Genomic DNA, 23263 nt, shown 5'->3' with positions numbered 1-23263 from the left:
CGGTAAGTTGAAGCATCTTGCTAATCAGGACAGCCCATGCTTAAGCCGAATGTCCAGCGCCGCTAGGCTTTCGGTAATGTCACGCCGACTTGGCCTTGATATTTACCGCCTCGGTCCGCATAAGATGTTTCGCAGACTTCGTCTCCGCCTAAAAACAGCATTTGCGCGACACCTTCATTTGCGTAGATTTTGGCCGGCAACGGTGTGGTATTTGAAAACTCCAAGGTTACATGACCTTCCCATTCCGGCTCAAGCGGCGTGACGTTGACGATAATACCGCAGCGCGCATAAGTCGATTTGCCAAGGCAGATCGTCAGCACATCGCGCGGAATGCGAAAGAATTCGACAGTGCGCGCCAACGCAAACGAATTCGGTGGAATGATGCAGACATCGGATTTAACGTCAACGAAACTCGCTTCACTAAAATCCTTTGGATCGACGATTGCCGAATTAATATTCGTGAAAATTTTAAATTCGTCCGAGCAACGCACATCGTATCCGTAACTCGAAGTGCCATACGAAATCACTCGGCCTTTTTCCGTCTCCCTAACCTGCGTTGCGGCGAACGGTTCGATCATGCCTTGTTGTTCCGCCATCCGGCGTATCCACTTATCCGATTTGATGCTCATTGAACTTTTGTCCTAATTAATTGAAATCCGGCTGTATTACCATACAAGCAGGCCATTATAAAACAATAAGGATTTAAGGAACGTGCATTTTATAAGTTATCCTAGAAAAAGCATTTCGCCATGAAGAACATGAAGAATAAGAAGTTAATTCAATAACTTGCCAAGCCTTAACAAATGAAGTACCCATGACCTAAAAACCGAAAAATGTATAAAGCTGGGCTTGTCATTCGTTTGTATAGAATTTTCTTTCATCCAAGAGGTAGCGAGAATGTCTAGGTAATCTTATAAAATAAAATACTTCATGAACTTCATGTTTAAACTGCCTAACTTAATTTCATGCCCGTCCCTTAGCCTTTTTCAATATCTCGTTTACAAAGTCCGTCCGCACAAATTTAGGTATTCTGAATCACAATATTTGGAAATTTACTGCTGAAGTCTTTTGCTTTCAAGGCCAGTTTTGCGGCCATTTTTCGCGCGATTTCACGGTATATCTCAGCCGAGCGACCGTCAGGGTCGGCGACGACCGTCGGGCGGCCCGAGTCGGCGTTTAGCCTGATGTCTTTATCTAACGGTAATGCACCCAACAACGGCACTTGGTTTTTTTCGGCCATCGCCGCGCCGCCACCGCTACCGAAAATCGCTTCTTCATGACCGCATTGGCTGCAAATATGCATGCTCATATTTTCGACGATGCCCAACACCGGTACGTTGACTTTTTCGAACATCGCTAAGCCTCGCTGCGCATCGAGTAGGGCGATATCTTGCGGTGTCGTAACGATGACCGCGCCGCTGACCGGGATTTGCTGCGATAGTGTCAATTGAATGTCGCCTGTGCCGGGCGGAAGATCCACTATTAAATAATCGAGATCGGTCCAACGCGTTTCCTTGAGCAGTTGCTGTAACGCGCCGGTTACCATAGGGCCGCGCCAGATCATCGGCTGACTGGTGTCGACCAGATAGCCGATCGAATTGGTTTGTAAACCGAACGACATCTTCGGCAGCATGGTTTTGCCGTCTTCGCTTTCCGGAAAGCCGGATTGTCCAAGCATCATCGGAATGCTCGGACCATAGATATCGGCATCCAAAATACCGACCTTTGCGCCTTCGGCCGCCAAGGCCAAGGCCAAATTAACTGCCGTTGTCGATTTACCAACGCCGCCTTTACCGGAGGCGACCGCGATGATGTTTTTGATGCCCGGCAGCGGCTTCAATCCTTGCTGAACCGCATGAGACAAAATATTGATAGCAATATCGATCGTCACAGTACCGATGCCTTCCAGTGTCTTCAAATGCTCCAAAACCGCTAACTTAAACTCGTCGAGATGTTTTTTGGCCGGGTAGCCTAATTCCAGTTTAATCGAGACATCAGCGCCGTCAATGTGGATCGATTTAACCGATTTAGCCGAAATTAAATCGGTTTCAACATTGGGATCGATAATCGTTTTCAATCGATTTTCGATGTCTGCTTGGGTAATTTGTGCCATGAATGCTCCGGGTAAAGAAGTGTTGAATTAATAACCAACTAAAATACTAAGGATTAGTATTGTACAATCTGAAACCATTATTGACCACTGAACAAGCTTTTTCAAAACTTAGCGGTCGTTATCCCAAAGCTTGCGAAAATTGCTTTAGCGAACTATTTTTTAATATCTTGATGTCATATCGCTCATTTTCCAGGTTGTTGAAATGGTCAAACGAATGTCTATTTTTGTCTTAGCGGTGTTGACGATGACGGCTTATTCTAACGAGAACTTGAAACAAAAGGCCTATACTGCTTTACGTGACTTTTTTCAATTAAACGGGAAATCGCAGGGCTTTGATGGGACTTATGTCGATACGCCGGCCGAATTTGGTCGAACATGTCGCATAAAAATTGATTTCACAATTCCGGGCCGGGAATATTTTACGATTAGCGGAGAATATACCGCAGTTGGCACATTGGGCGACGGCATTTATTTCGATGCCGCTCCCGATACTTTTACCAGGGTCGAAATACAAAACGGCAGCCTAATCGTGGAACAACAATTTCGCGATAGCTTTGTTACCGGTTCCGAGTCCGTGTTGCAGGCAACTAAGCATTCCGGTCGACTCGAAATCCGGTTAAAACAAAAAAATCGGTTTTTATTTTTTACCGATACCGTGGAAAAACGCTGTATCGCAACACTTTAAAGGAGAGCTTCCATGGCCGTAGACCCGAAAAAACCGCGGATCGTTTTGATCATTCATGGCGTTCAGACCGGCGACGATAACGATTTAATTCAAGATCAACTCATCGAACAGCTACTAAAGAGTCGTCTAGGCAATATGCCGCTCCAATTCAAGACTGATCTTTATCGTTATGAAAATTTAAACAATCAAGCGCAAAGCAAATATCAGAAATTAATCAAACTCATTGCCGCCAATCCGATAGGCGAAGTTTTGGCCGGCAGTGCCCTCGATCTCATCGGCGATGTCGTCACCGCGAGGCTCGACACCAGCACCGCCGCGCAAATCAGGCAAGGCTTCAAGAATAAGATTCTCGAAATTTTTACCGAAGGCTGTCCTTGTTATGTAGTCGCTCACAGTTTAGGTTCGATCTATGCCTTTGATGTGATCAACGAGTTGATCAAGGATAAACACTATTTCGACAGAAATTCGCGCCGAACCTGGCCGGTACAAGGTTTAATCACGCTCGGTTCGCCGATAGGTTTGTCGATGTTCAAGAAAAAGCGTCAGAAAATCCAATCTCTTGGCGAGGGAACCAAGATGTTCCGCTGGCTCAACTATTGGGATCGAACCGATCCGGTCGTATCCGGAAAATTGTTCGGTCAAACCTTAAACGGATTCGAGATCGCCGAAAAATACCGTACCGAATCGCCGGACCTAGGCTGGGTCATCCGCGATCGGCCGGTCGATACCGGTAAAGCCTGGCTCATGGCACATGTGGCGTATTGGGAAAACCCGATGGTCGGCGATGGCTTGTTCGATTTAGTCACTAACTAAGCGGGACAAAACCATGAAAAATTTGTTAACTTCGATTTATCTATTAGTCCTGCTCAACGGCTGTACGGTTTCAATGTATACCGCAGAACTGGATGCATTGAATTCCGACGGCGATCCGCGTAAAGCCCTACTGTATTGGTCGAAAACCGACCGGTTGATCGGCGCCGCAAAAGCCGGTCCGGTCATCTTGATGACCGAATGCAGCACCCGCCGACTGAGCTTCGATGAAACCGAGTCGGGAATTATTTACCGAGGCGAGCCCGGCCGAGACCGGGTTGCCGGCCAAAACGAAACTATCGCGGACGGGATAGTTTGCGCGAAAATCGAAACGCAGTCGAAACTCACCGAATTGCAAGCCGACGAGTTAATGCTGACAATGCTTTGCGAAGCCGTGTTTGACGAATTCAGTATACAAGAAGGTTTATATACGCCCGCTTACCTTCAAGCCCGCGAAGCCCCTTACCGTTTCGACGTTAGAGAAAGTAAGAGTTGGAGCGTGTTCGGGGAAACGCCGAAAGCCCCGGAGCCGCCTGAGTGTAAGTGAGCAATACGTTCGGGGCGAGTTGTATAAACCAGCCCCATGAATTAAAGACTGTGAAAGTATTCAATCTTACGAAATAACCATGAAACGCATGAAGTGACATGAACAATTAGTCTATTGCATTTATAGTCTTTTTCTTCATTGCCTTCATGTCCTTCATGGTGAATAAATTTTTTAATGATGTATTCGCCAAAATTTTTGCATCCTCATTAGCTAGTCAATTGGTCGGCCATTGCGGCAATATCGTCAAGCGAAGCGCTGAGTTCGGCGAGTTTTTGATGAACCGCATCCGAATTCAAATTCAATACGGCGAATTCCTCTTCGCCGTAATTTTGATTTTGCCCGTCACCGATACCTAAGGTTCCCAATAAACAATCGCTTAAATACACCAATAAATTAAGCCGGTAATTGTCGCCGCGGTAATGAGGGTTATGGTGATGATAAACGACATCGACAATCGGTTTCGGCATCGACCAACTGCGCATGAGCCAAGTACCTAGCAAAGTATGGTCGACGCCGAAGGCAAACCGCTCGATGTTGTAAACGCTTAGTGTGGCATTCGCATCGATGATTCTCGATAAATAAGCAAACTCTTCCGGAAACTCGTGTCCGAGCAATGGAAAGCCGATGTTGTGCAGCAACGAGGCTAAAAACAACGTTTGACGGTCCGGTCTTTCTTCGACCGGCATCATTTCGCCGAGTGTCAATGTCAAGCGGGAACCGGCAATGGCTTGAATCCACAACATTCGAGTGCCGACCTTACCGATTTTCGGTGCTTTAAGCGGCGATAACGCGCTAAGGCCCAGAGCCAAATTCATCACAAAATCATAGCCTAATACACGCGTTATCGACTCTTGTATCGATACGATCTTGCCACGGTAGCCGTAAAGGGCCGAACCGGCCCAGCGAATCACCTGTGAACTCAGAATCGGGTCCATTTCGATGATCGCCGCCAATTTTTTTGCATCCGCTAACGGATCCGACGCCAATTCAATAATTTGCCGAGCTATACCCGGCAAGGGTGGAAGAACCTTGATGCGATTGATTTCTTCACGCAAGTCGACCGGATGCGAAAAATTATCCAAGCCTGGATCGATAGTGTTGATAGTCCAACTACTCAGTGATGATTCCATTGTCAACTCTATATTAATTGATATTGAGGCGATTTAATTTGCGGTATAAGGTTCTTTCGCTGATATTCATTTCGGAAGCAATCAGCTTACGGTTGCCTTGATATTTTTTGATTAAGGACCGAATAAATTCGGCCTCGATCATATCCAAAGGGTTTATGTTTGATGCCCCGGTGTCCTTAATTACCGCTCCTTGGCCGCGTCTTTCTATCATACCGGGTTTTAACGTAGCGCCTTGACGCCGCATGATGGAAATGTCCAGTACATCGATATTGTGGTTAGTGCAAAGGCACGTAGCCAGCTGTAAACAATTTTTCAGCTCGCGTATATTGCCGGGCCATTTGTGCTGCATTAATTTTTGCATAGCTGCTTTGGTCATACTATAAACACAGTGGTCGCGCTGCCCGAACGACTTAAGAAAATATCCCACCAGTGCCGGCATATCCTCTATCCGGTCTCTTAAAGCAGGTATTTCCAACGGAAAAACCGACAACCGGTAAAACAAATCTTCCCGGAACAGTCCGTTTCTCACCATTTCTCCAAGGTTTCTGTGCGTGGCCGTCACGACTCGAACCGTCGATGTCAACGATGAGGTACCGCCTACCCGCCTAAATTGGCCGCTTTCTAATGCTCTTAATAACTTAGGTTGCAAAGAGACCGGCAATTCGCCGACCTCATCGAGAAACAAAGTACCTTTGTCCGCCAGCTCGAACAATCCTTTTTTGGCGGATGCCGCCCCGGTAAAGGAGCCCTTTTCATGGCCGAACAGTTCGCTTTCGAACAAGTCTTCTCCGAGTACCGTGCAATCGACGATGACAAATTCTCCCTCGGCATTTTGCGATTTCCGATGAATAAATTCGGCGGCTAGCTCTTTGCCTGTTCCGGTTTCGCCGTTTAACATAACCGGTACATTAGATTGAGCGGCCTTTTGCAATTTAGTTTTCAGATTTATGAAAGCAGAAGACGTGCCAACCATCTTCGGGTTTTTATCCAAGGATTCCGACGCGCCGGCGGTAAGTACCGACTCACCTAGATAAAGCGTGCCGTCGGTATCGAGCAAAGGATAGCCCCGAACTTTCAATAAATACTCGCGTTCGTCCACGGTTTCGTTGAATAAACCGGCATATGGTTCAAGCGTTTGAAAAAAACGTCGATGCCGACAATCGACCGGATTATTGCAGCATGCATTACCCAAAATACTTTCTCTGGCCTGCCCGAAATGATTTTCCCAAGCGCGATTAACGGCGACGACTTGTTGAGCTGCATTAACAATAATAAAAGGAAGGTCGTGGGTTTCAAGCAGCGAATTCAACGTGAACGAGTTTGTTTGCATAGTTCCAATCAGCAAGTTATATCCGAAAACCAACTTTCAGCGCCACTTGTCGGTATTTCGGTTCAGTGACGTGTCAGCCCTGGCAGTCAACATGACATTGTTGTCAGGTCCGGAAAGCATTCTAACTGATTCGTTCATTAATAAAAGGATTTCGGATTTAATCGAAAAAGAATTGTTGGTTACCGTATGAGGCGGTTCGGCACTCAGAAGGCATTGGCGTGGTTTTATTCATTGACGCAGTAAGCAAAAATAGGGGCTTAAGAGAGTTGGCTTGAAAAATGCTTTTGCCTAAACAGCAGTTACTTATTTGAAACTTACTTGAATTATAGGATCAACAATGAACGCAAAATTAACTTTGCAACATTCAGTCTTTGCCATACTTTTGATAGCTTTGCCGCTCCAAACTCAAGCCGCTTTATTTGTCATTGATAATTTTAACCAAGATCAAGACGCTTGGTCTTTTAATGGTGACTCAATAAACAGCGGACCTTTACAGCTTAATACCCCGGGATCAACCCATTTAAGCAATGCCGAAAGAACGCTATTTTCACAATCGGGTGCTGGTTCAAATACATTTCAGGCGGTTCAAGCCGTTGGCGGACTATTACAAATTACCAATAGTGTAACGTCGGACGGAATCGCTTCCGTATTATGGGATGGGTTCGATTCTGTTGATTTTATTTCTCTAGGTATCAACGCTTTTCTATTAGATATTCTGGCCATCGATCATGATGTAGATATCGACTTTGTGGTAAACGGGATATCTTCTTCACCGCTTCAAAACTTTGCCGGGCCCGGTAATAATTACGTTAACTTTAACGATTTCAGCGTTCCGAGTGTTTTTAATGAAGTCACATCGATACGCTTGAATTTAAGAGGCCCTGCAGCATGGGACGGACAGGTTAAATTAGTCGGCGCACAAAATCCTTCAACGGTGCCTGAGCCAGATTTGTTTATTTTGTTGAGCTTTGCATTGATTGTTTTTGGTTTAGTAAAAAAAAACAGAACTGAATTGTAGTATCCAAATTTTAACCCCCTTGAACTTAATTAAGGTGAAATGATGAATACGAAGCGGTTAATTTTTCCAAGTTTGATGGTATTTTTTACGCTTTCGATTTTACCATTAACCGTCCAAGCGGTATCCATAATCGATAACTTCTCCGATTCTCAACAAGTTATGGATTTAGGGAGTCCGGGAATAACAGCCTCAACGACTTTCCTTTCCGATACTTCCAGCGAATTAACCGGAATCAGGAGAACCTTGAGTGCGGAAGCCGGAGTCGGTGCAGTTAATTTTGTGGTTATTCAAGTCATCGGGTCCGGGAGTATTTTAGGTATTACAAACAGCCTTGGCTCCGCTGGTACGGCATCGATTCTGTGGGATAATTTCGGTACGGTTGATTTCAACCAATTTGCCAATGCCCTGAAATTAGATGTTGTGAAGCTAGACGACAAAATGATAACCGTCGAAATGATAGTAAATGGAACCTCGAATTCCGCTTTCAATATTGATGGCGTCGGCGAATATCTTTTCGATTTTTCCTCTTTCAGCGATGCGTCGCTGTTCGATCAGGTTTCTTCATTAGAAATGAAATTAACCGGTCCCTCTGCGTGGGACGGCCAATTTAAACTATCGGCAGTTGCCGCGCCGGTTCCTTTGCCGCCTTCTATTTTTCTGATGAGTTTGGCTTTAATTGGCTTTGCCGTTGTACGTAGGAATACGATTGTCTAATAGAAAAAGCGTCTATACCTTTCGCACTTCAAATTTCGGCAGTGCCGGAAGAGACCTCGGGGTGCTAGGTCGATTTTTGCTCCTGCAGAATCGACATTCACGCCATCCATGTCGCTCGCAAAGGCTTTTCCAGCATGGAGCTGGCATAGAGCCTACACGGACGTATTTACCCAGCACCTAAATAAGCCATGATTTTGAATCATTGCCAAAGACCTATGGAATTTAGGTGCTGGGTTTACGGCGTCCTTTGACGGGCACCCCGAGGCCGAATTTTCATCTATGATGAGTATAATTATCGGAAGGAGTGGAGGGCGCGGTTAACGAGTGCAATCGAACCCTCCTAATTTACTATTCCGGCCCCTCTTCTTTATCTTCCTCATGCGCCATATCGGAGATTTCCTTAAGTCTCGAAATGGCCTTGAAGTTAATACTGTTTTCCGGATAGTTGCCTTCCGAATCCATGGCACCGGCTTCTTGGCCGGTTAATAGTTCCAGTGCTTCATCGACGGTCGAGACCGCATAGACGGCAAATTGTCCCGCTTCAACCGCATCGATAACATCCTTCATCAGCATGAGATTACGTTTATTCGCCACAGGAATAATCACGCCTTGCTGACCGGTTAAGCCGCGCGCTTTGCATAGCCTAAAAAAGCCTTCGATTTTTTCATTGACACCGCCGATGGCTTGGACTTCGCCGTATTGATTTATCGATCCGGTCACGGCAAAACCTTGCTTGATTGGCGTTCGTGTCAGCGCCGATATCAAACAACATAATTCGGCCAGGGATGCGCTATCGCCATCGATATAACCGTAGGATTGTTCGACTGCGATACTGGCGGAAATGGCAAACGGAAATTGTTGTGCGTAACAATGCCCGAGATAGCCGGTCAATATCATCACGCCTTTCGAATGAAGGGCTTGACCGAGTTCGGCTTCGCGTTCGATATCGACGATGCCTCGGGAGCCGGGGTAAACCGTCGCGGTGATCCGCGCCGGCGCGCCGAAACCGCTGCCGCCGATTTCCAGAACAGTCAAGCCGTTTGCCTTGCCGATTGCGGTGCCATCAGTATCGATCAAAATCGTACCGTCGAGCATTTCCTCAAGAATTTCCTCGGACAACCTACCGTTGCGTTGTTCACGCGCGAAAAGGGCCTGTTCGATATGGGCTTGGTCGATGTATTCTGCGGCTCTACGCGCGCACAAGAGGTTAGCTTCGCCGATGATTTCGAGGGAATCGTTAATGTGCGCCGATAAACGGTGCTGGTTTTCGGAAAGCCTGCAGCTATGCTCGATGAGGCGGGCAATCGCGGCCGAAGTCAATGTTTTGGAACCAGTGTCGCGCGCATGTCTCATCATCAGTTGCGCAAAATTTTGCATCGAATCCGGATTCAGCAAAATGCGGTGATCGAAATCGGCCAGCACTCTGAACATTTCGTTAAATTCGTCGTCCAGTTCATGCAATAAGTAATAAATATCCCGCGAGCCGACCAAAACCACTTTGATATTGAGCGGGATAACTTCCGGCTTTAGCGTCATTGTATTGATGCCGAGCTCCGAATACGGCGACTCGATTTCGATACGACCGGACTTCAGCGCGCGCTTTAAACCTTCCCAGACAAAAGGATAAGTGAGCAATTTTTCGGCGTCGAGTATCAAATAACCGCCATTTGCGTGATGTAGCGCGCCCGGGCAGATTCGTCGGTAGTTGGTGACCAGGGTGCCTTGATCGCTGATATATTCGATGCGCCCGAATAAATTCGGATAAATCGGATGCGGCTCGTAAACGACCGGCGCGCCGCATTCGGTTTTATAATCGACCAAGACGTTAGGAGCGTACTGCTCTTTCAGCAATAGGCGCTTACTGATCTGATCGCGGCTATCAAGTCCCGGATTAGCAGCCAATACGTCGACGATGGTTTGGCTCAGGTTTTTTTTGATTTCATCCAAATAAGTGATGGCATCGTCGACGTTTTGATAGTCTTCGATCAACGCCTCGAAGAGCGGTTCGATGGCTTGATTAATCGTCGCATCGTCCAATTGCTTGAGTTGTTCGACCAGTGAACGCCGCCATTGCGGCAGCTCCAGCAAGACATCTCCTAGATAGTTTTCGAGCTCCTCGGTATGACGGTGAAACGCTTCGCGCTCGGCTTGCGGCAATTGTATGAATTGCTCGTCTTCCAATAACTTGTCGTCCTTAACGGGCACGAAAGTGATCGTTTCACTCTCGCGGTAGAGCGCGACATTCAAGGATTCCGCTTTTTTCTCGACTTGATTAATCGCCATGTTGTAGCGTTGATTAAAGGCGCGTTCAATCGCGGCCTTTTTTTGCTGATAGGTCGGACTTTCAAAAACGGCAGGAAAAGTAGCCAGCAAATTGTCAATCAATTCATCGATATCGGCGCAGAATTTCTGCCCGTATCCTGCAGGCAATTCAATCGAGACCGGTTCGCGCGAATTATCGAAATTATCGACATAAGCATAACTTGGCGGCGTCGGTTGATTTGGAGCCGATTGTTCAAGCTGTTGGGTAATCATTGACAGGCGCCCGGTGCCCGGTTCGCCCATAACATAAATGTTGTAGCCGGGATTTTGCATCGCGACGCCGAATTCCAATGCTGCTCGGGCACGGGCTTGACCTAAAATTGAGGTTTGTTCGCTTGCTGTTGCCAGGGGGATATCCAGGTCTTCCGGATTGATGGTTAATTTCAAGGCTTCCGGCGGAAGCGGTTGGTAATGAGGCATGATGCAGTAATTAGTTCTGAAGTATTAAACCGTGCATTATACATTTCACTCTTTAAATTCCAGTACTTATTAGAAAAGAACCCGTGCTTTAGTCGAGAGTGTGCTGATGCAGCACAATGTTTATAGATTGTTTTTTTATTACCATGAGGGGCATGAAGATAATGACTAAAAAATATCAAAACGATGGCGTGACTGGAGTGCAGGAAAAGCCTGCGCTCTAGCAGCAATAATGATGACATAGGCTGTTAATCCTAATAAGGAGCAGTTGGCATGAACGGTCTTCAACACTTTCACCGGCTTGGTGAAGCCTCAAACTACCGTTCACCCTTCGACTGGCTCAGGGCGAACGGTAGTTTGAGACTCTCAACTGCTATTTTTAAGTTAATGGTTAGTAACTCACTTAAATTGAAAACGCTGTCTCTTCAAGTCCTCCATGCTCTTCATGGTAAAAAATAAATGACAATTTTTTGGAATCAGCACCTAATCGAAATGTTCTCCGGAAATACCGTCCAAATTCACTCGCGACCACAATTGCATTGATCGAAGCGTCATTGAGAATACCTTTGTCGAGGCGATGATAAGAATTGATAGGTAACCACAGAAAAAAACAACCTTTTTTAGCAGAAGCAAGGATCAAAGCACATTAGATTGCCATATAAGAGTTGACTAACCTGGCAGTCGGAATGACAAAATTGTCAGTGTTGGCGCTTCAGTGTCGCCGATTAAGCCCCAATATCAACCTTTTTACAAATTGGCATCAAATATGCTCCAGAGGATTTAACGAATTAATTTATCTGGAGAATCCTTATGAAATTGAACACAAAAGCAGCCTTGCTTATTCTTGCATCTTGCCAATTCAATGCTCAGGCCGACATGATCAACATTACTGTCGACGGCGATTTATCGGACTGGGGAATTCAACAAACAGAGCAGGCCAGCGATTGGCTTCCTAACACTGGTGTGCATTACACGATTCAAGACCAAACCGGCGGCCTAGGTGTACGTCTTGGTGCCGGTTACGGAGGACAAGCATACGATGCAGAGGCCCTATACGCTCACTTAACCGATACACACCTCTTTATTGCTCTTGCAACCGGACACAATCCCGAAACCGCTCAAAACCCGTCAGCTAACAGTTTCGGCGCCGGCGACTTTGCTTTAGACTTCGGCCTCAACGGAGTTTATGAGTTGGGCATCAACGTCAAACCATCATGGGATACTTTCGGCATCGCGGGAGGCGTCTATGGAGTAACCGAGTGGGCTTACGGTTTATGGGAAGATGACACCTTGCCTGGTTATAAAAAGTCGGATCACCCGACTTCGATTATCGATGGAATATTGCTTGGCCAGTCTGTTATGGCAATCAGCGGGCCTAAAACCGGTTATGGCGAATGGGCAAGCGATAAACATTATTTTTATGAAGTTGCACTTGGGCTTGATCTATTGAGAGCGGCTGGCTGGGGAGGCGAAAGCTTCAATGTCCATTGGACTCAAATGTGCGCGAACGATTCGATCATCGTCGATCCGCCCAGCGTTCCGGAACCTGAAGTCGTTTCATTGCTTCTGCTAGGGTTGATTGGTACAGCTTGGGCACGCCTTAGGAAAAATATCCAAATGCAAGGCTTGGCGTTTGAATTGGTGTGATACCTGACTAAAAAAAAAGAAATCCTAATGCGCTTTCGGTGAATGAAATATACCTTTCGTACTTCAAATTTCGACAGCGGCTAAGGAGGCATCGGGATGCTCGATCCCTCTCCTAACACTAGGTGAGGGACCAGCATAGAGCCTGCGTGGATGTATTCTCCCAGCTCCTAAATTCCATAGCCCATTGGCCAGGTTAATTGTCTTGGATAATTTAGGTGCTGGGCCTTTGACAGGCGCCCCGGTGTCGAATTTTGATCTACGTTGGGTATAATTAGAAAAGTGACGGCTTAGATATCGGCACCTCTGATTTCAGGTTTGCAAATTTTTATTTGTATTCGACGAGCTCTTTTCTTCCCCCTCTTTTTCAGCGTTGACTGTCATCGAACTGCTCGACCATTAGATCGAGATCCTTACTGAGTTTCGAAAGATTGCGCCCGGCTTGACTGGCTATCGTTGCGTGATCGGATGTCTCTTTCGACAAGCGATCGATGGCTTCGATGTTTCGAGCGATTTCTTCTGAAACGATGTGTTGCTCCTCGGCTGCACTGGCGATTTGTAAAATCATATCGCTAATCGTGCTGACCGATTGCGTGGTTTCGGTCAATAATCTGGCCGAATTTTCTCCGTGTTCGACGCCATCGGCTGCTTTGATTCGTACCTTGGTCATTTCATCGACGGCATTTTTTGCGCCTTGTTGTAAAACCTCAATCATTTTATTGATTTCTTCTGTCGACTTTTGCGTGCGTCCGGCCAAAGTTCTGACTTCATCGGCAACGACAGCGAAACCGCGGCCTTGATCTCCGGCTCGGGCGGCCTCGATTGCGGCATTGAGCGCCAGCAAGTTGGTTTGTTCGGCGATGCCTTGAATGACCTCTAATACGCCGCCGATATCTTTACTGTATTGAGCAAGATTTAAAATGACCGATTCGGCGCTGTCGACCTCGGAAGACAAGGCGCCGATTAATTTGACCGTCTCTCCGACCCGTTGCATCGTTTGCTGAGATATTTGGTCGGCGTCGGTTGCAGCCTTGGCAGCATTGCTAGCGCTTTGCGCAACTTCATTGATCGTCGCGGTCATTTGATGCATTGCCGTCGCCACTTGCTCGGTTTCTTGCAATTGGTGTTTCATGGCTTCGCTGACTTGTTCGATTTCCCGTTCGGTGGCTTGGGCTTGTTGCGTAAGCGTCTCGGTCGCTTGTATCAAACGGCGTACGATAGTCCTCGATTTAGCTTTAAGAAGTTTAATAGCGAGTAACAGCTGTCCGGGTTCGGCGCCGTCGTTGGTGTAAATGTGCTGCATGACCGGATTATCGATAACCGATCGCGCTTCTAATGCGGCATCGTTTAGCGGGCGTAACAGCGCCGATATCAAGCCGAACGAAAATAACAGGGATATCACCAAGGTGGTCGTGGCAGGGGTAAATTCGATAATACCAAAGATAAATAGGCCGGCAAAAATTAGCGTTTGTAGCAACGAGAATCCGATCAATAATTTAGATCCCAATTTCATGCGGTTAAGCAAGTTGTTGATACTTTTCCCCGAGGCTAGTTTCGGGTAAGTTTTCTTTGCCTGTTCAACTGTATCGGGCTCGGGCTTTACCCGAACCGATTCGAATCCGATGACTTTTCCCTTGTCGAAGCGAGGCGTTACAAAGGCGTCGACCCAATAATAATCGCCATTTTTACAGCGATTCTTGACGATACCCATCCACGGCTTGCCTTTCTGAATACTATTCCATAAGTCTGCAAACGCGGCTTCCGGCATTTCCGGATGGCGAACGATGTTATGAGGCTGTCCAAGCAATTCTTGCTCATTGAAACCGCTTATTTTTAAGAAATCCTGGTTAATATAAGTGATCTTTCCTTTAGGATCGGTTGCCGAAGTAATCGTAGCGGTACTGGGATAGATGATTTCGTTTTGTGTAACGGGAAGGTTTTTTCTCATGGTTCGACCATATTGGGGATCACGGGATTCGCTGAGAATAAGCGAATTAACTCGGTGTATTTGCCATGTTCAGCTATACCTTTCTCACTTCAAATTTCGGCAGTGCCTAAGGAGGCTCCGGAGTGCTCGGCAAAGGCTCTATGCCAGCATGGATGTATCCACAGCGGCCTTTAACGGGTCCCCGGTGCCGAATTTTAATCTACGATTATAACGAGGCCGTTGCGAGGTATAAGGCTTCTTCGGCTATCAATGCATGATCCAAATAAACTTGGAGCCCTGTCCGTTTTCATGACAAAAGTCGTAATATTATTTCATAAATACATCTAAACCCGATTATTTGTTTCAACGTTGTCACATAAATGTAAAACTCCGCACTTATCATGTGGGCTGAATTGAGATGAGAGCAAAAAACATGATAGTTAACGAGTCGACCGGCATATCGCAATTTTTGGGTAAAGAATTAGATGAAGTATGCATAAGTTTTTATCCGGACTTGAGCTCGGAGTATTTGAGCACCTTATCCGGTGAGAAAAACGGTTCCGAGGAGGATAAGAGCGAAAAATCATCTTGGTCTTACTCGGAACTGGATGAGCATGAAGTCGCCTTAGTCGACTGAAGCTAAGGCAGGGTAGTCAGTGTAGCCTTTTCCATCGCCGCCGTAAAAGGTATCGGGATCGGGCGTATTGAGCGGCGCATTCAGGCGAAAACGTTCGGTCAAGTCAGGATTGGCGATGTAAAGCTTGCCGAAAGCAACCGTGTCGCATAAATTTCGGGCAATACTGTTTCGTGAACTTTCCGCGTCATAGCCGCCGTTCGCGATATAAGGCCCGTTGAAATGCTGTCGCAAAGCGGCAAAATCGAATTCGGTGGTATCTTCCTCGATCGGAACCATGCGTTCGACGATATGCAAATAGGCCAAATCGAAGCGGTTCAATTGCTCGGCCGCATAATTGAAGTGTTTTTGCGGATCGCTGTCGCTCATGCTGTTGAAGGCATTAGTCGGCGACAAACGCAAACCGGTACGATCGGCGCCGACGGCATCGATGACCACTGCGGTAACTTCAAGCAATAGGCGCATTCTATTGTCGATATTACCGCCGTAAGCATCGGTTCGATGATTGGAACCGTCCCTCAGAAATTGATCCAGCAAATAACCGTTCGCGGCATGGATCTCAACGCCGTCGAAACCGGCAATCAACGCATTCTCGGCCGCGATGCGGTATTGGTCGATAATGCCCGGTATTTCCGACAACTCCAACGCTCTAGGCGTCACAAAGGGTTTTAAACCTGTCTCGGTAAATGCCATGCCTTCGATACCGATAGCCGAAGGGGCGACCGGCAAAGCATGGCCCGGCTGCAGGTCGGGATGCGAAACGCGGCCGACATGCCAAAGTTGCAAAAAAATCAACCCGCCTTCGTCATGCACCGCATCGGTTATTTTGCGCCAGCCGTCGATCTGCGCGGGGCTATAAATACCCGGAGTGAAGGCATAGCCCTTACCTTGGGGCGAAATATGCGTGGCTTCCGAGATAATCAATCCGGCGCCGGCACGCTGCCGGTAATAGTCCGCATTCAACTGCCAGGGAATATCTCCGGGTTGCTGCGCGCGGCTTCGGGTCAGCGGCGCCATAATGATGCGGTTTCTCAGCGTATATCTGCCTATTTTTACGGGGGTAAATAAAATATCTTCGGAAGTCATTTTTTCTGCTCTTGAAGTGTTACGAGAATTCTGGGTGAAGTCAACGCTCCAGTGATCCCATTGAATCGGAAAATTGAGTTTTGCAAAAAGAATCGCTACGGCTATGATTGTACCGGACATTATATTGTTTTCGTAAAAGGATAAGACTTTGCATATACACATACTGGGCATTTGCGGAACCTTCATGGGTGGACTGGCGCTGATCGCGCGCGAGATGGGCTATAAAGTCACAGGTTCCGATCAGAATGTCTATCCGCCGATGAGTACTCAGCTCGAACAGCAAGGCATCGAATTAATGAGTGGTTACCGGCCGGAAAATCTCGATTGCAAACCCGACCTGGTCGTGATCGGCAATGCGCTGTCTCGCGGTAATCCGGAAGTCGAAGCAGTCTTGAATCGCGGTTTGAAATACGTTTCCGGCCCGCAATGGCTCGCCGAACACGTCTTGGCCGAGCGCTGGGTGCTCGGCGTCGCCGGCACGCACGGCAAAACGACGACAACCAGTATGTTGAGCTGGATACTGGAATATCAAGGCTTCAAACCGGGCTTTCTGATCGGCGGCATTCCTCTTAACTTCGGCATATCGGCCCGGCTTGGCGAATCGTCGTTCTTCGTGATCGAAGCCGACGAATACGACTGCGCATTTTTCGACAAGCGCTCGAAATTCGTGCATTATCGGCCGAGAACCGCGATCCTGAACAATCTCGAATACGATCACGCCGACATTTTTCCGGACCTCAATGCGATCAAAAAACAATTTCACCATTTGCTCAGAACCGTGCCTGGCGAAGGCCTCGTGATCGCCCCCAAAGCCGATGAGAATATAGCTGATGTGTTAGAGATGGGTTGTTGGACGCCGGTCGAAAAGACTTCGATCGAAGGCCGGTCGGCCTGGAATGCCGAATTGATCAATCCAGACGGTACTCGATTTAAGGTTAGTTATGATGGAACGGAGCAAGGCGAGGTGCTTTGGAATCTGACCGGCAACCACAATGTCGGCAATGCGCTTTCAGCCATCGCGGCGGCACGTCATATCGGCATTACCCCTAAGGATGCGATCGCGGCATTAGGCGGGTTCAAGAATGTCAAGCGACGCATGGAAGTCTTGGCCAAAATCGACGGCATAACGATTTACGATGACTTTGCCCATCATCCGACCGCGATCAAGACGACCCTGGAAGGATTGCGCAAACAAGTCGGTTCCGAACGCATCATCGCGATCGTCGAGCCTCGCTCGAATACGATGCGCATGGGCATTCATACCGATTCGCTAGCTAAATCGCTGGTTGAAGCCGATCAAGCCATTCTATTCCAGCCTGAAAACCTAGGCTGGGACTTAAGCGGTCTAAAAAATTACGCCGGCAATATCGAAATCTGTAAAACTCTCGACGACATCATCGCCAAGCTCAAATTGGAAGCCCGTTACGGCGGACACTTCGTATTGATGAGCAACGGCAGTTTCGGCGGCATTTATACGCGCTTACAGCAAGAGTTGAGATAGGGAGCGCAACGCGCACCTTTTTTGCGGCTCCGAATATCAAAGCTTTGCAAAAGCTACGCAGTGCGTATCCTCACCACCATTAAGTTAAGTCGTCACAGAATGGGTAGTGCTGGCTTCAGGCTCTACTGTGCCTCAAAAGCTTGCCATCCATGGCACTGGATTCCGCCAGTCCATGGCGGAATGACGGGTTTCCCTTAACTTAATGGCATTGAGTGCGTACCTTACGAGACAAAACGCATACTTTAGCAATTGCTTTCTTCGCCCCTTATCGACAGGAGTTCATATCATGCTCAGAGTTCGGTGTTTACTATTGCCTATATTATGGCTTGCCTTCCCCTGTTGGGCCGAGCCGCTCAAACCGGTACACATTCCCGAACCACTCAAGCCCTGGGTCGACTGGGTCCTACACGACGATACCGAGCGAGGCTGTCCGTTTCTCTTCAACAGCTTCGAACAAAAGCGTTGCGCTTGGCCGTCGCGATTAAACTTAGCGCTAAGCCGCACCGAGGGCCGCTTTACGATAGTTTGGCAAGCATACCGGGAAAGTTGGGTCAATTTGCCCGGCCATGACAAGCAATGGCCGCTCAATGTAACGGCTAACGGTAAGCCGCTATTGGTTACGGAAAAAAAGGGACGTCCAAGCGTTTTTCTCGAACCCGGCACTTACACGATCGAAGGCGCTTTTGCTTGGGATAAATTGCCCGAAAACTTGACTGTCCCGCAGGACACAGGTCTCATCACCCTAAGCATCAACGGCCAAATCATCGACCGACCCAACCTGAAACAAGGCCAATTGTGGCTTACCCGAACCGACGACCGCCCTGTAAAACCTGATAAACGCAATAGCTTGGAGCTTCAGGTATTCCGGCAACTGATCGACGAGATACCGATGCAAGTCCTGACAAGATTGGATTTGAATGTGTCGGGCGAACAGCGCGAAGTGAAGCTGGCTTATCCGATGCTGGAAGGCTTTCTGCCGCTACGCATCGATAGTCCTCTGCCTGCCCGATTGGAACCGGACGGGCAGTTATTGGTACAAGTCCGACCCGGACGTTGGCGGCTTGAAATCATGGCTCGCAGCACCGAGGCTCTCAACACGATACCTTTTTCCGAACCGCTATCCGATCAGTCGAAAGACTGGCCGAAATCCGAACTCTGGGTCTTCGATGCGCGGCCGTCGTTACGTGTCGTCGAAGTTGAACGCCCCGCCGCGATCGACCCGACACAAACCAATTTACCCGAAAACTGGAAACGCTTTCCTGCATACGCGATTCAACCAGGTGAGAGTCTGGTTTTGAAAACGATTCGCCGGGGAGACCCGGACGGCGAACCGAACAACCTGAATTTGACCCGAACTCTATGGCTCGATTTCGACGGCAAAGGATATACCGTTAACGATAAAATCACCGGAACCCTATCGCAAGGATGGCGACTCGACGCACTGCCCGGCATCGAACTCGGGCGCGTTAGCCTGGACGGCACGAATCAATTGATCACGCGCGCGCCCGACGGACAAAGCCGAGGCGTCGAAGTCAGAAAAGGCGCGATTCGATTGGATGCCGATAGCCGAATCTCCGGCTCGCGAGGAAGCTTGAACGCAGTCGGCTGGGCGCAATCCTTTCATCAAGTTCGTGCAGAATTGAATCTGCCGCCCGGCTGGCGCTTACTTGCCGCCGGCGGTGTCGATAATGTGCCGGATTCATGGTTGTCGCATTGGACTTTACTCGATTTGTTTTTAGTGCTGATCGCCTCACTCGCAGCACTACGGCTTTGGAATGTCTATCATGGCGGGCTGACTTTGCTGACCTTGGTATTGATCTGGCATGAACCCGGAGCGCCGCAATGGGTATGGCTCAATATCCTGGCGACGGCGGCCTTATTGAAAGTCTTGCCGGAAGGCAAGTTCCGAAGCGTAGTCGGCGCTTACCGCAATGCTGCCTGGGCCGTATTGGTGTTGATTGCGATACCGTTCATGGTCGATCAGGTCCGCATCGGACTCTATCCGCAATTGGAAAAGCCGTGGCAACCGATTCAAGGCCCTCGTTACGAGCGTCCCGTTGCCGGCGCAATGCCCGAAACGGCGGATGAATTGATGATGATGGAAGCGCCGTCGCTGGATGCGGTGCGTAAAAAGGCACGAAGTGCCGCCGGCATCGTCGCGCAAGCCGTGCCTTCGGCCGCACAGCAAAAGCGGCTGTCCGAACGCACCGATCCGAATGCAAAAATCCAAACCGGCCCCGGTTTGCCGCAATGGCAATGGCAAAAAATCAATTTGAGCTGGAACGGTTCGGTAGCCCCTGACCAGCAAATCAGCTTATGGTATCTGTCGCCGTTCGTGACAATGCTGCTGAATTTTCTGAGAGTCGGCTTGATTGCGCTCTTGGCGATCGCGATGCTCGAACGCTTGCCGAAACGCTTCAAATTCAATCGTTCTACAGCAAGTTTGTTGATCATACTGGGTCTGCCGTTTTTAATAATGCCAAGTTCACCGGTACAAGCGGCGTTCCCCGACCCTGTCTTGCTCGACGAATTGAAAAACCGACTGCAGAAAGCGCCTGATTGCGTACCGAATTGCGCCGGCATTTCGTTGATGCAACTCACGATTTCCGACAAGGAATTGACGATCGATTTGGAAGTACACGCACAGGACAGCGTCGCGGTGCCGTTGCCTGGACACTTCGAGCATTGGTATCCGAACACGGTCAGCATAGACGGCGAAGCGGCAAAAGCGCTGTACAGCTTTAATAACGGCTTATGGCTTGCACTGGACCCCGGCTTGCACCGGGTCGTGATGAAAGGCGCGGCGCCGACACTAGCAAAATTTACCGTGCCGTTACCATTAAAACCGAAGCGCGCCGAATTGTCGGTCAGCGATTGGCATGTTTTTGGCGTTCATGAAAACGGCTTGACCGACGATCAACTCCAGTTTTCCCGAATAGCGCAAACCGAAGTCGTAACGGAAAAAGCCGCATTCGATCCGGGCATCTTGCCGCCGTTCGTCAGAATTGAACGGACTTTACAATTGGGCTTGGATTGGCGAGTCGAAACCCGTATCGTCAGAGTCTCGCCATCCGGCTCTTCAATCGTCTTGTCCGTGCCGCTGCTTGACGGAGAATCGGTGATTACCGGCGGAGTGCGTGTCGAAAAGGGCAGCGCCTTGGTCAATATGAGCGCAACGCAAAACGTCATGCACTGGGAGTCGGTGCTTAAAAAATCGGATCGTATCGAATTGACCGCCTCGTCAACCGATCAATGGATCGAAATCTGGCGCGCCGATGTCAGTCCGGTTTGGCATATCGAAACGTCAGGCATCGCGATGATGCATCAAGACAAGCGCGGCTACTGGTTGCCCGAATGGCGGCCTTGGCCCGGTGAGCAGGTCGTGTTGACGGTAAGCCGACCCGAACCTGCACCAGGCCAAACACTGACGATTGAGAGCAGCCGCTTGAATTTGACTCCGGGAAGCCGCAGCCGTAATGCGCAATTGGAGCTTGCTTTGGATAGCTCGCTCGCCGTGCAGCACACGATCCGACTCCCCGAACAGGCCGTATTGGAGGCAGTCACGATCAACGGTCAATCTCGTCCGATTCGTCAAAAAGACCGCGAAGTCGTGTTGCCGATCGACCCGGGCAAACAGCAAGTCGTCTTGAACTGGCAGGAGTCGGTGCCGATGTCGAGCGTACTCGAGTCGCCGCAAGTCGATCTGGCCTTGCCGAGCGTCAACAGTAATCTACATCTCACATTAGGTGAGGACCGTTGGGTTCTGATGACGATGGGGCCGCGTTTCGGGCCGGCGGTGTTGATCTGGGGCGTGCTGGTCGTGATCGTGATCGTCTCGTTCGGCTTGGGCAAGGTCACGCTGACGCCGCTGAAAACCCGGCACTGGCTGTTGCTGTTGATCGGCTTGAGTCAAATACCGGTGTTATCGGCACTGATCGTTGTGCTCTGGCTGATCGCATTGGGGCTTCGCAAAGAACGGCCCGCGCAATCGACCAAGACCTTCAACGCCGCGCAAGTCGGTCTCGGGCTTTTGACGTTGTTGTCGTTGATGTTGTTATTCTGGGCCGTCGAACAAGGGCTCCTAGGCTCGCCGGACATGCAGATTACCGGTAACCAATCGAGCGCCTACCGTCTGAATTGGTACCAGGACAGAAGCGACGAGTTATTGCCGACCGCAACCGTCGTATCGGTTCCGCTGATGGTCTACCGCCTGCTGATGTTGGCCTGGTCGCTCTGGCTTGCAGTTGCATTATTGAACTGGCTGAAATGGGGCTGGACTTGTTTCTCGTCGAACGGGCTATGGAAAAGAGATATCGTCAAGCTGGAATCGCCGTTGGATTCAGGGCATCGGGAGGAGAATAGTGAACGGTGAACAGTAAGCAGGAAGTAGTGAATAGTGACACATACTACCCGTCCCGCATGTTTAGCTTGACTTGAAATCTGGTCGAAACGTTCCGGAGGCGTTGCTTACCGCTACGAATAGCAAGTGTACGAGGTATGTAAATGACTCATGAAGATTATATGCGCCGAGCGATCGAACTGGCTTTGCTGGTTCCCGAGTTTCCTTTCGGGGCGGTGATTGTTCGGCGTGCGACCGGCGAGATTCTCGCCGAAGGCCATAACCGGTCGGCGCTGAATCCGACTTGGCATGGCGAAATCGATGCGATTAACCGCTGTGCCGAGGCGTATCCTGCGGGCGACTGGAGCGAATTCGATCTTTACACGACGGCCGAGCCGTGTCCGATGTGCCAAAGCGCAATCGAATGGGCGGGAATTGGTACCGTTTATTACGGCACGTCGATTCCGTATTTGCAAAGCCGGGGGTGGTGGCAGATCGAAATCCGCGCCGAAGAAGTCGCCGCAAAAACACCGTTTCGAAAAAGCCGTGTCGTCGGCGGGCTGTTGGAAGCCGAATGCAATGCGCTGTTCGACAACGCACCGCGCGGCATGTTTCAACAGGCAAAATATTGAATAGGGTGAGGGGCGATTTGGGAATCGCTCCCACAAAGTTTTTTGATTTCCGCGTTCATCCGTGGAAACCCATACCTTAGCTGCCAAGGCAAGATCGGTATGCATTCCCACGCTGGAGCGATGGGAACGAGGAAAAAACGACCAACTCGCATCCCGCTCTTTCCCAAGTTGTAGGGTACGCTGCGCGTACCAAAGTCGTGCCCTGACGGTTCGGTTGGCACATGAACATCGCGGGGTTACCATGGTACGCACAGCGTACCCTACGCGGATCACCTAGCGTTAGGTGTGAGATATCCGAGGGTGTTAAGTGACAACCCCCTGTGTCAGGCTAGTTGTCGCCTCTAAAATTTTATAGAGGTAAAAATGCAAACCCGTTATAGTGAAGAATTTAAAGAGCAAGCCCTGAGCAAAGTA

Annotated in this window: 17 protein-coding genes; 10 read left to right on the top strand and 7 right to left on the bottom strand. The window is 48.9% G+C overall.

The features are described 5' to 3' along the window. Positions 1-62: 62 nt before the first annotated feature. On the bottom strand, positions 63-629 hold the full coding sequence (dcd, locus tag ACRJJO_RS12855) for a dCTP deaminase (protein ID WP_431066121.1): 567 nt from the start codon (positions 627-629) through the stop codon (positions 63-65). 392 nt (positions 630-1021) lie between these two features. Beyond that, complete coding sequence (apbC, locus tag ACRJJO_RS12850; protein ID WP_431066120.1) at positions 1022-2113, bottom strand: iron-sulfur cluster carrier protein ApbC; 1092 nt, start codon at positions 2111-2113, stop codon at positions 1022-1024. Between the two features lie 214 nt (positions 2114-2327). Between apbC and ACRJJO_RS12845 the strand changes: the two genes are divergently transcribed. The 3 genes from ACRJJO_RS12845 to ACRJJO_RS12835 are packed head-to-tail and all read left to right on the top strand — an operon-like array spanning position 2328 to position 4155. Beyond that, positions 2328-2798 carry a hypothetical protein gene (locus ACRJJO_RS12845; protein ID WP_431066119.1) on the top strand — a complete coding sequence of 157 codons (471 nt, stop codon included), beginning with the start codon at positions 2328-2330 and terminating at the stop codon, positions 2796-2798. A gap of 12 nt (positions 2799-2810) precedes the next feature. Continuing rightward, complete coding sequence (locus ACRJJO_RS12840) at positions 2811-3611, top strand: hypothetical protein (protein ID WP_431066118.1); 801 nt, start codon at positions 2811-2813, stop codon at positions 3609-3611. Between the two features lie 13 nt (positions 3612-3624). Then, positions 3625-4155 (top strand): hypothetical protein, encoded by a 531-nt coding sequence (locus tag ACRJJO_RS12835; protein WP_431066117.1) that lies wholly within the window; start codon positions 3625-3627, stop codon positions 4153-4155. Between the two features lie 206 nt (positions 4156-4361). Here the strand turns inward: ACRJJO_RS12835 and ACRJJO_RS12830 are convergent, their stop codons facing one another. Both ACRJJO_RS12830 and ACRJJO_RS12825 read right to left on the bottom strand, forming a co-directional pair. After that, entirely contained in the window at positions 4362-5285 is a 924-nt protein-coding gene (locus ACRJJO_RS12830) for an HDOD domain-containing protein (RefSeq protein ID WP_431066116.1), read from the bottom strand. A gap of 13 nt (positions 5286-5298) precedes the next feature. Next, a complete protein-coding gene (locus tag ACRJJO_RS12825; RefSeq protein ID WP_431066115.1) occupies positions 5299-6615 on the bottom strand; it encodes a sigma-54 interaction domain-containing protein in 1317 nt (438 codons plus the stop codon). 337 nt (positions 6616-6952) lie between these two features. Between ACRJJO_RS12825 and ACRJJO_RS12820 the strand changes: the two genes are divergently transcribed. Continuing rightward, on the top strand, positions 6953-7633 hold the full coding sequence (locus ACRJJO_RS12820; protein WP_431066114.1) for a hypothetical protein: 681 nt from the start codon (positions 6953-6955) through the stop codon (positions 7631-7633). Between the two features lie 42 nt (positions 7634-7675). Further along, positions 7676-8347: a hypothetical protein gene (locus ACRJJO_RS12815; RefSeq protein ID WP_431066113.1), complete on the top strand. Its 672-nt coding sequence runs from the start codon at positions 7676-7678 to the stop codon at positions 8345-8347. Between the two features lie 348 nt (positions 8348-8695). Here the strand turns inward: ACRJJO_RS12815 and ACRJJO_RS12810 are convergent, their stop codons facing one another. Continuing rightward, a complete protein-coding gene (locus ACRJJO_RS12810) occupies positions 8696-11089 on the bottom strand; it encodes a Lon protease family protein (protein ID WP_431066112.1) in 2394 nt (797 codons plus the stop codon). A gap of 807 nt (positions 11090-11896) precedes the next feature. Here ACRJJO_RS12810 and ACRJJO_RS12805 point away from each other — a divergent pair. After that, on the top strand, positions 11897-12733 hold the full coding sequence (locus ACRJJO_RS12805; RefSeq protein WP_431066111.1) for a PEP-CTERM sorting domain-containing protein: 837 nt from the start codon (positions 11897-11899) through the stop codon (positions 12731-12733). 364 nt (positions 12734-13097) lie between these two features. Here the strand turns inward: ACRJJO_RS12805 and ACRJJO_RS12800 are convergent, their stop codons facing one another. Then, positions 13098-14678, bottom strand: a complete 1581-nt coding sequence (locus tag ACRJJO_RS12800; RefSeq protein WP_431066110.1) for a methyl-accepting chemotaxis protein — start codon at positions 14676-14678, stop codon at positions 13098-13100. A 412-nt stretch (positions 14679-15090) separates the two neighbouring features. Between ACRJJO_RS12800 and ACRJJO_RS12795 the strand changes: the two genes are divergently transcribed. Next, positions 15091-15294, top strand: a complete 204-nt coding sequence (locus tag ACRJJO_RS12795) for a hypothetical protein (RefSeq protein ID WP_431066109.1) — start codon at positions 15091-15093, stop codon at positions 15292-15294. Here ACRJJO_RS12795 and ACRJJO_RS12790 read toward each other — a convergent pair. Further along, positions 15283-16377, bottom strand: coding sequence for an alkene reductase (locus ACRJJO_RS12790; protein ID WP_431066160.1), 1095 nt, complete (start codon positions 16375-16377; stop codon positions 15283-15285). The genes ACRJJO_RS12795 and ACRJJO_RS12790 overlap by 12 nt on opposite strands. A 148-nt stretch (positions 16378-16525) precedes the next feature. On the opposite strand from ACRJJO_RS12790, the gene mpl reads away from it, so the two are divergent. The 3 genes from mpl (at position 16526) to ACRJJO_RS12775 (ending at position 22849) form a co-directional block, all read left to right on the top strand. Continuing rightward, on the top strand, positions 16526-17878 hold the full coding sequence (mpl, locus tag ACRJJO_RS12785) for a UDP-N-acetylmuramate:L-alanyl-gamma-D-glutamyl-meso-diaminopimelate ligase (protein WP_431066108.1): 1353 nt from the start codon (positions 16526-16528) through the stop codon (positions 17876-17878). 286 nt (positions 17879-18164) lie between these two features. Continuing rightward, a complete protein-coding gene (locus ACRJJO_RS12780) occupies positions 18165-22250 on the top strand; it encodes a hypothetical protein (RefSeq protein WP_431066107.1) in 4086 nt (1361 codons plus the stop codon). Between the two features lie 131 nt (positions 22251-22381). Further along, entirely contained in the window at positions 22382-22849 is a 468-nt protein-coding gene (locus tag ACRJJO_RS12775; protein WP_431066106.1) for a nucleoside deaminase, read from the top strand. Positions 22850-23263 lie beyond the last annotated feature (414 nt).

The organism is Methylotuvimicrobium sp. (genome assembly GCF_050611805.1).
Classification (GTDB): Bacteria; Pseudomonadota; Gammaproteobacteria; order Methylococcales; family Methylomonadaceae; genus Methylotuvimicrobium.
Note: the sequence above shows the minus strand (reverse complement) of the source record. Positions and strands in the feature narration are given on the sequence as shown.

What these genes read in the sequence shown, in the direction of transcription:
- dcd (WP_431066121.1), bottom strand. Translation starts at nt 629, where the DNA reads ATGAGCATCAAATCGGATAAGTGGATACGCCGGATGGCGGAACAACAA.
- apbC (WP_431066120.1), bottom strand. Translation starts at nt 2,113, where the DNA reads ATGGCACAAATTACCCAAGCAGACATCGAAAATCGATTGAAAACGATT.
- ACRJJO_RS12845 (WP_431066119.1), top strand. Translation starts at nt 2,328, where the DNA reads ATGTCTATTTTTGTCTTAGCGGTGTTGACGATGACGGCTTATTCTAAC.
- ACRJJO_RS12840 (WP_431066118.1), top strand. Translation starts at nt 2,811, where the DNA reads ATGGCCGTAGACCCGAAAAAACCGCGGATCGTTTTGATCATTCATGGC.
- ACRJJO_RS12835 (WP_431066117.1), top strand. Translation starts at nt 3,625, where the DNA reads ATGAAAAATTTGTTAACTTCGATTTATCTATTAGTCCTGCTCAACGGC.
- ACRJJO_RS12830 (WP_431066116.1), bottom strand. Translation starts at nt 5,285, where the DNA reads ATGGAATCATCACTGAGTAGTTGGACTATCAACACTATCGATCCAGGC.
- ACRJJO_RS12825 (WP_431066115.1), bottom strand. Translation starts at nt 6,615, where the DNA reads ATGCAAACAAACTCGTTCACGTTGAATTCGCTGCTTGAAACCCACGAC.
- ACRJJO_RS12820 (WP_431066114.1), top strand. Translation starts at nt 6,953, where the DNA reads ATGAACGCAAAATTAACTTTGCAACATTCAGTCTTTGCCATACTTTTG.
- ACRJJO_RS12815 (WP_431066113.1), top strand. Translation starts at nt 7,676, where the DNA reads ATGAATACGAAGCGGTTAATTTTTCCAAGTTTGATGGTATTTTTTACG.
- ACRJJO_RS12810 (WP_431066112.1), bottom strand. Translation starts at nt 11,089, where the DNA reads ATGCCTCATTACCAACCGCTTCCGCCGGAAGCCTTGAAATTAACCATC.
- ACRJJO_RS12805 (WP_431066111.1), top strand. Translation starts at nt 11,897, where the DNA reads ATGAAATTGAACACAAAAGCAGCCTTGCTTATTCTTGCATCTTGCCAA.
- ACRJJO_RS12800 (WP_431066110.1), bottom strand. Translation starts at nt 14,678, where the DNA reads ATGAGAAAAAACCTTCCCGTTACACAAAACGAAATCATCTATCCCAGT.
- ACRJJO_RS12795 (WP_431066109.1), top strand. Translation starts at nt 15,091, where the DNA reads ATGATAGTTAACGAGTCGACCGGCATATCGCAATTTTTGGGTAAAGAA.
- ACRJJO_RS12790 (WP_431066160.1), bottom strand. Translation starts at nt 16,377, where the DNA reads ATGACTTCCGAAGATATTTTATTTACCCCCGTAAAAATAGGCAGATAT.
- ACRJJO_RS12780 (WP_431066107.1), top strand. Translation starts at nt 18,165, where the DNA reads ATGCTCAGAGTTCGGTGTTTACTATTGCCTATATTATGGCTTGCCTTC.
- ACRJJO_RS12775 (WP_431066106.1), top strand. Translation starts at nt 22,382, where the DNA reads ATGACTCATGAAGATTATATGCGCCGAGCGATCGAACTGGCTTTGCTG.